The sequence below is a fragment of the Streptomyces sp. ICN903 genome (genome assembly GCF_022015835.1).
Taxonomy (GTDB): Bacteria; Actinomycetota; Actinomycetes; order Streptomycetales; family Streptomycetaceae; genus Streptomyces; species Streptomyces fenghuangensis.
The window spans coordinates 1-6,480 of record NZ_JAKMAY010000299.1; the positions used below are offsets into that span (position 1 = coordinate 1).

Consider the following 6,480-nt stretch of genomic DNA (forward strand, 5'->3'; position numbering starts at 1 on the left):
GGCCCGCGCCCCGCCGCGCCCCGCATGGACGGCGCCGACCGTGGAACCCGCACCCCATGACGAGCACCGTCGTGGAAGGCCGCACGATCGAGCTGACCAGTCTGGACCGGGTCCTCTACCCCGCCTCGGGCTTCACCAAGGGCGATGTCGTGGACTACTACACCTCCGTCGCCGAGGTGCTCCTGCCCCATCTGCGCGACCGCCCGGTGTCCTTCGTCCGCGCCCCCCGCGGCGTGGAGGCCGAGTCGTTCATGGCCAAGCACGTACCGTCCGGCACGCCGAAGTGGGTGACGGTGCGCGAGGTTCACCGCGTCGGCGGGAAGACCGACCGCCAGGTCGTCGTCCAGGACCTGCCGACCCTGCTGTGGGCGGCCAACCTCTCCGCGCTGGAACTGCACACGCCCCAGTGGCGGCTCCCCGACGAGGGGATGGCCGACCGGCTGGTGTTCGACCTCGACCCGGGCGCCCCGGCGACGATCGTCCAGTGCTGCGCGGTCGCCCGCCGGCTGCGCGACCTGCTGGAGCGCGACGGCCTGCCCTCGTACGCCAAGACCTCCGGCTCCAAGGGGCTGCACGTGCTCGCCCCACTGCGGCCCGCGGACTCCGAGGCCGTGGCCGGCTACGCCGAGCGGCTGGCCCGCGAGGCGGCCGAGGCGCTGCCGGACCTCGTCGTGGACCAGGTGCCCCGACGGCTGCGCGAGGGGAAGGTCTTCATCGACCACGGCCAGAACCTGTGGACGCGGACGACCGCCGCCCCGTACACCCTGCGCGTACGGCCGAGGCCGACCGTCTCCACTCCGGTGACATGGGACGAGGTCGCCGGCTGCGAGCAGCCCGGCGACCTCGTCTTCACGGCCGGCGATCTGGCCTCCCGACTGGAGAGGCACGGCGATCCGCTCGCTCCCCTCCTGGACCCCTCACGCGCGGGGCGGCTGCCGGACGGCTCCTGACGCGGAGCCGCCGGGTGCCCCGGGAGCCGGCCTCCTCAGGCGTTCTCAGGCGTTGCCGGTGCCCCAGCCGTCGTCGAACGGCGTGCGCTGCTCGACACGGCGGCCGCGCAGCATGCGGACCCTGTCGGACACCGGTCCCGGCACACGGTCGCCCATCCGGTCGGAGACCGTGTTCAGCGCCTTGCCGGCCATCTCCCGCCCGTTGTGCGCGGCGGACTCGTAGGCGTTGCGCACCGCGGGGTTCTCGGCGAACTTCCGGGCCCTCTCGCGCAGCTGCTCGTACTTCTCCCGCCCGGCCCGCGTGCCGAACACGTACCCGACGGCCACTCCTACGACGAACGTGAGCCGGTAGCGCATGGCTCCACCCTTTCTCAGGTCTCTCCCGGCGCACCCCGGCCGCGCGGGTGTGCGCCCTGTCGGTCTGCGGCGGACGTTCCACCGGGTACCCCGAGGCGCGCCGCGAATACCGATTTCAGAGCACCCCCCGGCATGCGCTACTGTATTCCTCGCCAGCGGGGAACGCCCCGGGAAACCGGAACGGGCGCCTCCGAGCAGCAGTCCCCTGTAGCTCAATTGGCAGAGCAGCCGGCTGTTAACCGGCAGGTTACTGGTTCGAGTCCAGTCGGGGGAGCAGGACGAGAAGGGCCCCGCGAGGGGCCCTTCTTCGTGTGCCTGGCGCCCTGCCGGGCCGCCGCCGGGAGGCCTGCTCCGTTCCGGCGACCGGCCTCCGGCCCGTGGCGGCGGGCCCCACCGCCCCTGCCTCACCCCGGCACGGGCGGGAGATCGTATGAGCGGCTATGCTGCGGCAGACGGCGCGCACAGATGTGCGTGGCGCGCCGTCCCGGGGCGGTAGCTCAGCCGGTTAGAGCAGCGGACTCATAATCCGTCGGCCGTGGGTTCGAGTCCCACCCGCCCCACTCGCACTCCCTCCGGGACGCGGAAACGCTCCTTCGGGCCCGGGAGCCGGATCCGGCTCCCGGGCGGAGGCGATTCGCGCCCACCACTTCCCCCCGCCGCCCGTTCCGAACCGGCCCGGCCCGCGATCGCTCTCCTGAGCAGCGGATACGCATCTGCGTCCGGCTGCCGTGAGGCCCTCCTGTGCGAAACTTGGCTCCGATTCCACGCGAACGGGCTCTTCCGGCGGCGCCGCACGTCCAGGGCCCGCCCGATCCGTTCCACGGGGGGAGAGCCTTGCCCATGAAACGCACACCGCTTCCGGGCGTCGGCATCCAGTACGACGTCACCACCCGCTCCGGGCGGCACCTGTCCGTCGTCGTCCACCAGGACGGCCGGCGCTTCCTGGGCTTCTACGACTCCGAGGACCCCGACACCTGCCAGGCGTCCTTCCAGCTCGAATCCGACGAGGCCGCCTCCCTGGCCGCGCTGATCGCCCCCGAGCCCGAGGCGCCGGACCTGGCCGTCGGGGAGCTGGACCTGGCCACCGAGCGGATCCCGGTGACCGCCAAGTCCCCGTACCGGGGGCGGCCGCTGGGCGACACCCGCGCCCGTACCCGCACCGGGGCGTCCATCGTCGCGGTCCTGCGGCGCACCGCGCCGCATCCTGCCCCGGGGCCGGACTTCAGGCTGGAGTCGGGCGATGTCCTCGTGGTCGTGGGCACCCGCGAGGGCGTCGAGGAACTCGCCCAGATCATCACGGGGGGCTGAGTATGCACGACACCACCATGCTGCTCATCGAGCTGGGCGCCATCATCCTCGGCCTGGGGATCATCGGGCGGTTCGCCGGGCGGATCGGCCTGTCCGCCATCCCCCTCTACCTGCTGGCCGGCCTCGCCTTCGGTCACGGCGGCATCTTCGAGCTCAGCGCCAGCGAGGAGTTCGTCGCCATCGGCGCCGAGATCGGCGTGATCCTGCTGCTGCTCCTGCTGGGCCTGGAGTACAGCGCCTCCGAGCTGGTGGACAACCTCAAGACGCAGTACCCCTCGGGCGTGGTGGACTTCGTCCTCAACGCCACGCCCGGGGCCGTCGCCGCGCTCGTCCTGGGCTGGGGGCCGGTGGCCGCCGTGGCACTGGCCGGCGTCACCTGGATCTCCTCCTCCGGCGTCATCGCCAAGGTCCTCACCGACCTGGGCCGGCTCGGCAACCGCGAGACACCCGTCGTCCTCGGCGTCCTGGTCATGGAGGACCTGGCGATGGCGGTGTACCTGCCGATCCTGACCACCCTGCTGGCCGGTGTCGGCCTGATGGGCGGCAGCATCAGCCTGATCGTCGCCCTGGGCACGGTCGGCCTGGTCCTCTACGTCGCGCTGCGCCACGGCCGGCTGATCAGCAAGGCCGTCTCCTCCGACAATCCCGAACTGCTGCTGCTGGTGGTGCTCGGCCTGACCGTCCTGATCGCCGGGATCGCCCAGCAGCTGCACGTCTCGGCGGCCGTCGGCGCCTTCCTCGTCGGCATCGCCCTGTCCGGTGAGGTCGCCGAGAGCGCCCACCGGCTGTTCGCCCCGCTGCGGGATCTGTTCGCGGCGGTGTTCTTCGTCTTCTTCGGTCTGTCCACCGACCCGGGCAACATCCCGCCGGTGATCGTCCCGGCGCTGATCCTGGCCGTGGTGACCGTGGTGACCAAGGTCGCCACCGGCTGGTACGCGGCGCAGCGCGCCGGCATCAGCCCCAGGGGCCGGCTGCGGGCGGGCGGGGCCCTGGTGGCGCGCGGCGAGTTCTCCATCGTCATCGCCGGCCTGGCGGCCGGGGTCGCCACCGAGATCCGTCCGCTGGCCACCGCGTACGTGCTGCTGATGGTGATAATCGGCCCGCTGGCCGCCCGCTGGACGGAGCCCGCGGTCAGGGCCCTGATGCCCCGGCTGGTGCCGGTCTCCCCCGGCCCGTCGGGGCAGCCGCCGGGCGGGACGCGGGAGGGGCCCGGGGCCGCTTCCGACACCGCGGCCCGCGCGGACTCCCCCACCCAGCCGTAGGGCCGGAAGGAGACACCCGCGGCCGGTGAGGCATCATCTCCTGCATGGGGACAGTCGCCGGTCTGGACAGTTCGTCCGAGTACACCCGCATCGTCGTCTGCGACACCGACACCGGTGCCGTCGTCAGACAGGGATACGCCCCGCATCCCGCGCCCGGGGGCGGCGGGGAGGACGGGACCGGAGCGGCCGCGGGCAGGCGCACCGAGACCGACCCGCAGGCGTGGCTGCTCTCGCTCGGCGACGCCGCGGCGGGCGGGGTGCTGGAGGGCGTCCAGGCCATCGGCGTCTCGGCGCAGCAGAACGGGCTGGTCGCGCTCGACGAGGCCGGCGACCCGGTGCGGCCCGCGCTGGTCGGCAACGACCGGCGCGCGCAGACCGCCGCGGCCGACCTCGTCGACGCGCTCGGCGGGCGCGAGGCGTGGGCGCAGGCGGTGGGCGCCGTGCCGCAGGCGGCGCAGCCGGTGGCGAAGCTGCGCTGGCTGGCCCGGCACGAGCCGGAGGCGACCCGGCGCGTGGCCGAGGTCCTCCAGCCGCACGACTGGCTGGTGTGGCAGCTGCTGGGCCGTCCGCAGCGCCGCACCACCGACCGCGGTGACGCCTCGGGGACCGGCTACTGGTCGGCCGCCACCGAGTCCTGGCGGGCGGACCTGGCCGAACTGGCGCTCGGTCATCCGGTGAGGCTGCCGGATGTGCTGGGTCCGGCCGAGCCCGCCGGCCACACCCCGGAAGGGCTGCTGATCTCGGCCGGCACGGGCGAGACGATGGCCGCCGCCTTCGGCCTGGGCGTCGGCCCGGGCGACGCGGTGGTCTCGCTGGGGGCGTCCGGTTCGGTCTTCTCCGTGCACCACCAGGCGCTGGCCGAGCCGACCGGCATGATCACCTCTCTCGCCGACGCCACCGGCATGCACCTGCCGGTGGTGCACACGCTCAACGCCGTACGGGCGCTGCGCGGCGCCGCCGAACTGCTCGGCACCTCCCTGGAGGGGCTGTCGGAGCTGGCGCTGACCTCCACCCCGGGCTCCCACGGGCTGGTGCTGCTGCCCTACCTGGAGGGCGAGCGCACCCCCGACCTGCCGCACACCGCGGGCACGCTGGCCGGGCTGCGGCGCGAGAGCATGAAGCCGGAGCACCTGGCGCGCGCCGCCTTCGAGGGGATGCTGTGCGGGCTCGCCGACGCCCTCGACGTGCTGCGCGGCCGGGGCGTGCCGGTCGGCCGGGTCTTCCTGCTGGGGGCCGCGGCCGATCTCCCGGCGGTACAGGCGATCGCTCCGGCCCTGCTGGGTGCGCAGGTGGTGGTCCCCGAGCCCGCCGACTACACGGCGCTGGGCGCCGCCCGCCAGGCCGCCTGGGCCCTGGGGGTGTCCCGGGGCACGCTCTCGCCGCAGCAGCCCCCGATGTGGCCCGCCCCCGCCGGCCGAGTCCTGGAACCGGGCGAGGAGCTGGCGGTGGGCCAGGCGGTGCGGCAGCAGTACGCGACGGTTCGGGAGCAGACGCATCCGGGTGCCTTCGGCTGAGCCCGCGGCGGCGGGCCCCGGCCGGGCGGCTCAGTCCAGGTAGCCCCGCAGCTGGTCCGCGTAGGCGTGGTCGCGGAGTCTGGCCAGCGTCCTGGACTCGATCTGGCGGATGCGTTCGCGGGTGACGCCGAAGAGGCGGCCGATCTCCTCCAGTGTGCGGGGCCGGCCGTCGACGAGCCCGTAGCGCAGCTGGACGACCCTGCGCTCGCGCTCGCCGAGGGTGGACAGCACCGCGTCCAGGTGCCGGCGCAGCAGCAGGAAGGCGGCGGTCTCCACGGGCGAGGGCGCGTCGCCGTCCTCGATGAGGTCGCCGAGGTTGACGTCGTCCTCCTCACCCACCGGGGCGTGCAGCGACACCGGTTCCTGGGCCAGCCGCAGCACCTCGCCGACCCGCTCCCCGGTCAGGCCGAGCTGGGCGGCGACCTCCTCGGGCGTCGGCTCGTGGCCGCGCTCCTGGAGGAGGCGGCGCTGGACGCGGACGACCCGGTTGATCAGCTCCACGACGTGCACCGGGACCCTGATGGTGCGGGCCTGGTCGGCCAGCGCCCGGGACATGGCCTGGCGTATCCACCAGGTGGCGTAGGTGGAGAACTTGTAGCCGCGGGTGTAGTCGAACTTCTCCACGGCCCGGATGAGGCCCAGATTGCCCTCCTGGACCAGGTCGAGCATGGTCAGCCCGCGGCCGGCGTACCGCTTGGCCACCGAGACCACCAGGCGGAGGTTGGCCTCGATCAGGCGGCGCTTGGCCACCCGGCCCATGACCACCAGCCGGTCGAGGTCGAGGGCGAGGCTCTCGTCGAGGCCGGGGGTGCGGGTGAGTTTCTCCTCGGCGAACAGGCCCGCCTCGACGCGCCGGGCGAGTTCGACCTCCTCGGCGGCCGTCAGCAGGGGGACGCGGCCGATCTCGCGCAGGTACTGGCGGAAGAGGTCGGCGGAGGGGCCGGTCGCGTCGGGTCCGGCCGGCCGGGGTGCGGGAGGGGGCTCCGCCCGGAGGCGTTCGGTGTCCGGCTCCGCCTCCCGCCCGGGGACGGCCCGAGGGTGGCCGGGCGAGGGGGCCTGCGGGCCGTCGGGCGGTACGACGGCCAGGCC

At 74.2% G+C, this 6,480-nt stretch carries 6 protein-coding genes and 2 tRNA genes; 6 read left to right on the forward strand and 2 right to left on the reverse strand.

Annotated elements, in window-relative coordinates; all coding sequences use genetic code 11:
• Window positions 1-56 precede the first annotated feature (56 nt).
• Complete coding sequence (gene ligD, locus L7D48_RS23790; protein ID WP_237882311.1) at window positions 57-950, forward strand: non-homologous end-joining DNA ligase; 894 nt, start codon at window positions 57-59, stop codon at window positions 948-950.
• Between the two features lie 45 nt (window positions 951-995).
• Here the strand turns inward: ligD and L7D48_RS23795 are convergent, their stop codons facing one another.
• Window positions 996-1,307 (reverse strand): YtxH domain-containing protein, encoded by a 312-nt coding sequence (locus tag L7D48_RS23795; RefSeq protein ID WP_093849012.1) that lies wholly within the window; start codon window positions 1,305-1,307, stop codon window positions 996-998.
• 201 nt (window positions 1,308-1,508) lie between these two features.
• On the opposite strand from L7D48_RS23795, the gene L7D48_RS23800 reads away from it, so the two are divergent.
• The 5 genes from L7D48_RS23800 (at window position 1,509) to L7D48_RS23820 (ending at window position 5,391) form a co-directional block, all read left to right on the forward strand.
• A tRNA-Asn gene (locus L7D48_RS23800) sits at window positions 1,509-1,581 on the forward strand.
• Between the two features lie 212 nt (window positions 1,582-1,793).
• Window positions 1,794-1,867: transfer RNA gene (locus L7D48_RS23805), tRNA-Ile, on the forward strand.
• Window positions 1,868-2,141: 274 nt separating this feature from the next.
• Window positions 2,142-2,615, forward strand: coding sequence for a cation:proton antiporter regulatory subunit (locus L7D48_RS23810; RefSeq protein ID WP_237882313.1), 474 nt, complete (start codon window positions 2,142-2,144; stop codon window positions 2,613-2,615).
• A 2-nt stretch (window positions 2,616-2,617) separates the two neighbouring features.
• The gene (locus L7D48_RS23815; protein WP_237882314.1) at window positions 2,618-3,877 is read left to right on the forward strand and encodes a cation:proton antiporter; all 1,260 of its coding nucleotides are present in this window, start codon (window positions 2,618-2,620) and stop codon (window positions 3,875-3,877) included.
• A 44-nt stretch (window positions 3,878-3,921) separates the two neighbouring features.
• Window positions 3,922-5,391: an FGGY family carbohydrate kinase gene (locus tag L7D48_RS23820; protein WP_237882316.1), complete on the forward strand. Its 1,470-nt coding sequence runs from the start codon at window positions 3,922-3,924 to the stop codon at window positions 5,389-5,391.
• Between the two features lie 30 nt (window positions 5,392-5,421).
• Here L7D48_RS23820 and L7D48_RS23825 read toward each other — a convergent pair.
• Window positions 5,422-6,480, reverse strand: a 1,059-nt coding sequence (locus tag L7D48_RS23825) for an RNA polymerase sigma factor (protein WP_237882318.1), incomplete at its 5' end; no start/stop codon positions are given.

Excerpts from the sequence above, each read along its gene's own strand:
- ligD (WP_237882311.1), top strand. The coding sequence starts at position 57 with ATGACGAGCACCGTCGTGGAAGGCCGCACGATCGAGCTGACCAGTCTG.
- L7D48_RS23795 (WP_093849012.1), bottom strand. The coding sequence starts at position 1,307 with ATGCGCTACCGGCTCACGTTCGTCGTAGGAGTGGCCGTCGGGTACGTG.
- L7D48_RS23815 (WP_237882314.1), top strand. The coding sequence starts at position 2,618 with ATGCACGACACCACCATGCTGCTCATCGAGCTGGGCGCCATCATCCTC.
- L7D48_RS23820 (WP_237882316.1), top strand. The coding sequence starts at position 3,922 with ATGGGGACAGTCGCCGGTCTGGACAGTTCGTCCGAGTACACCCGCATC.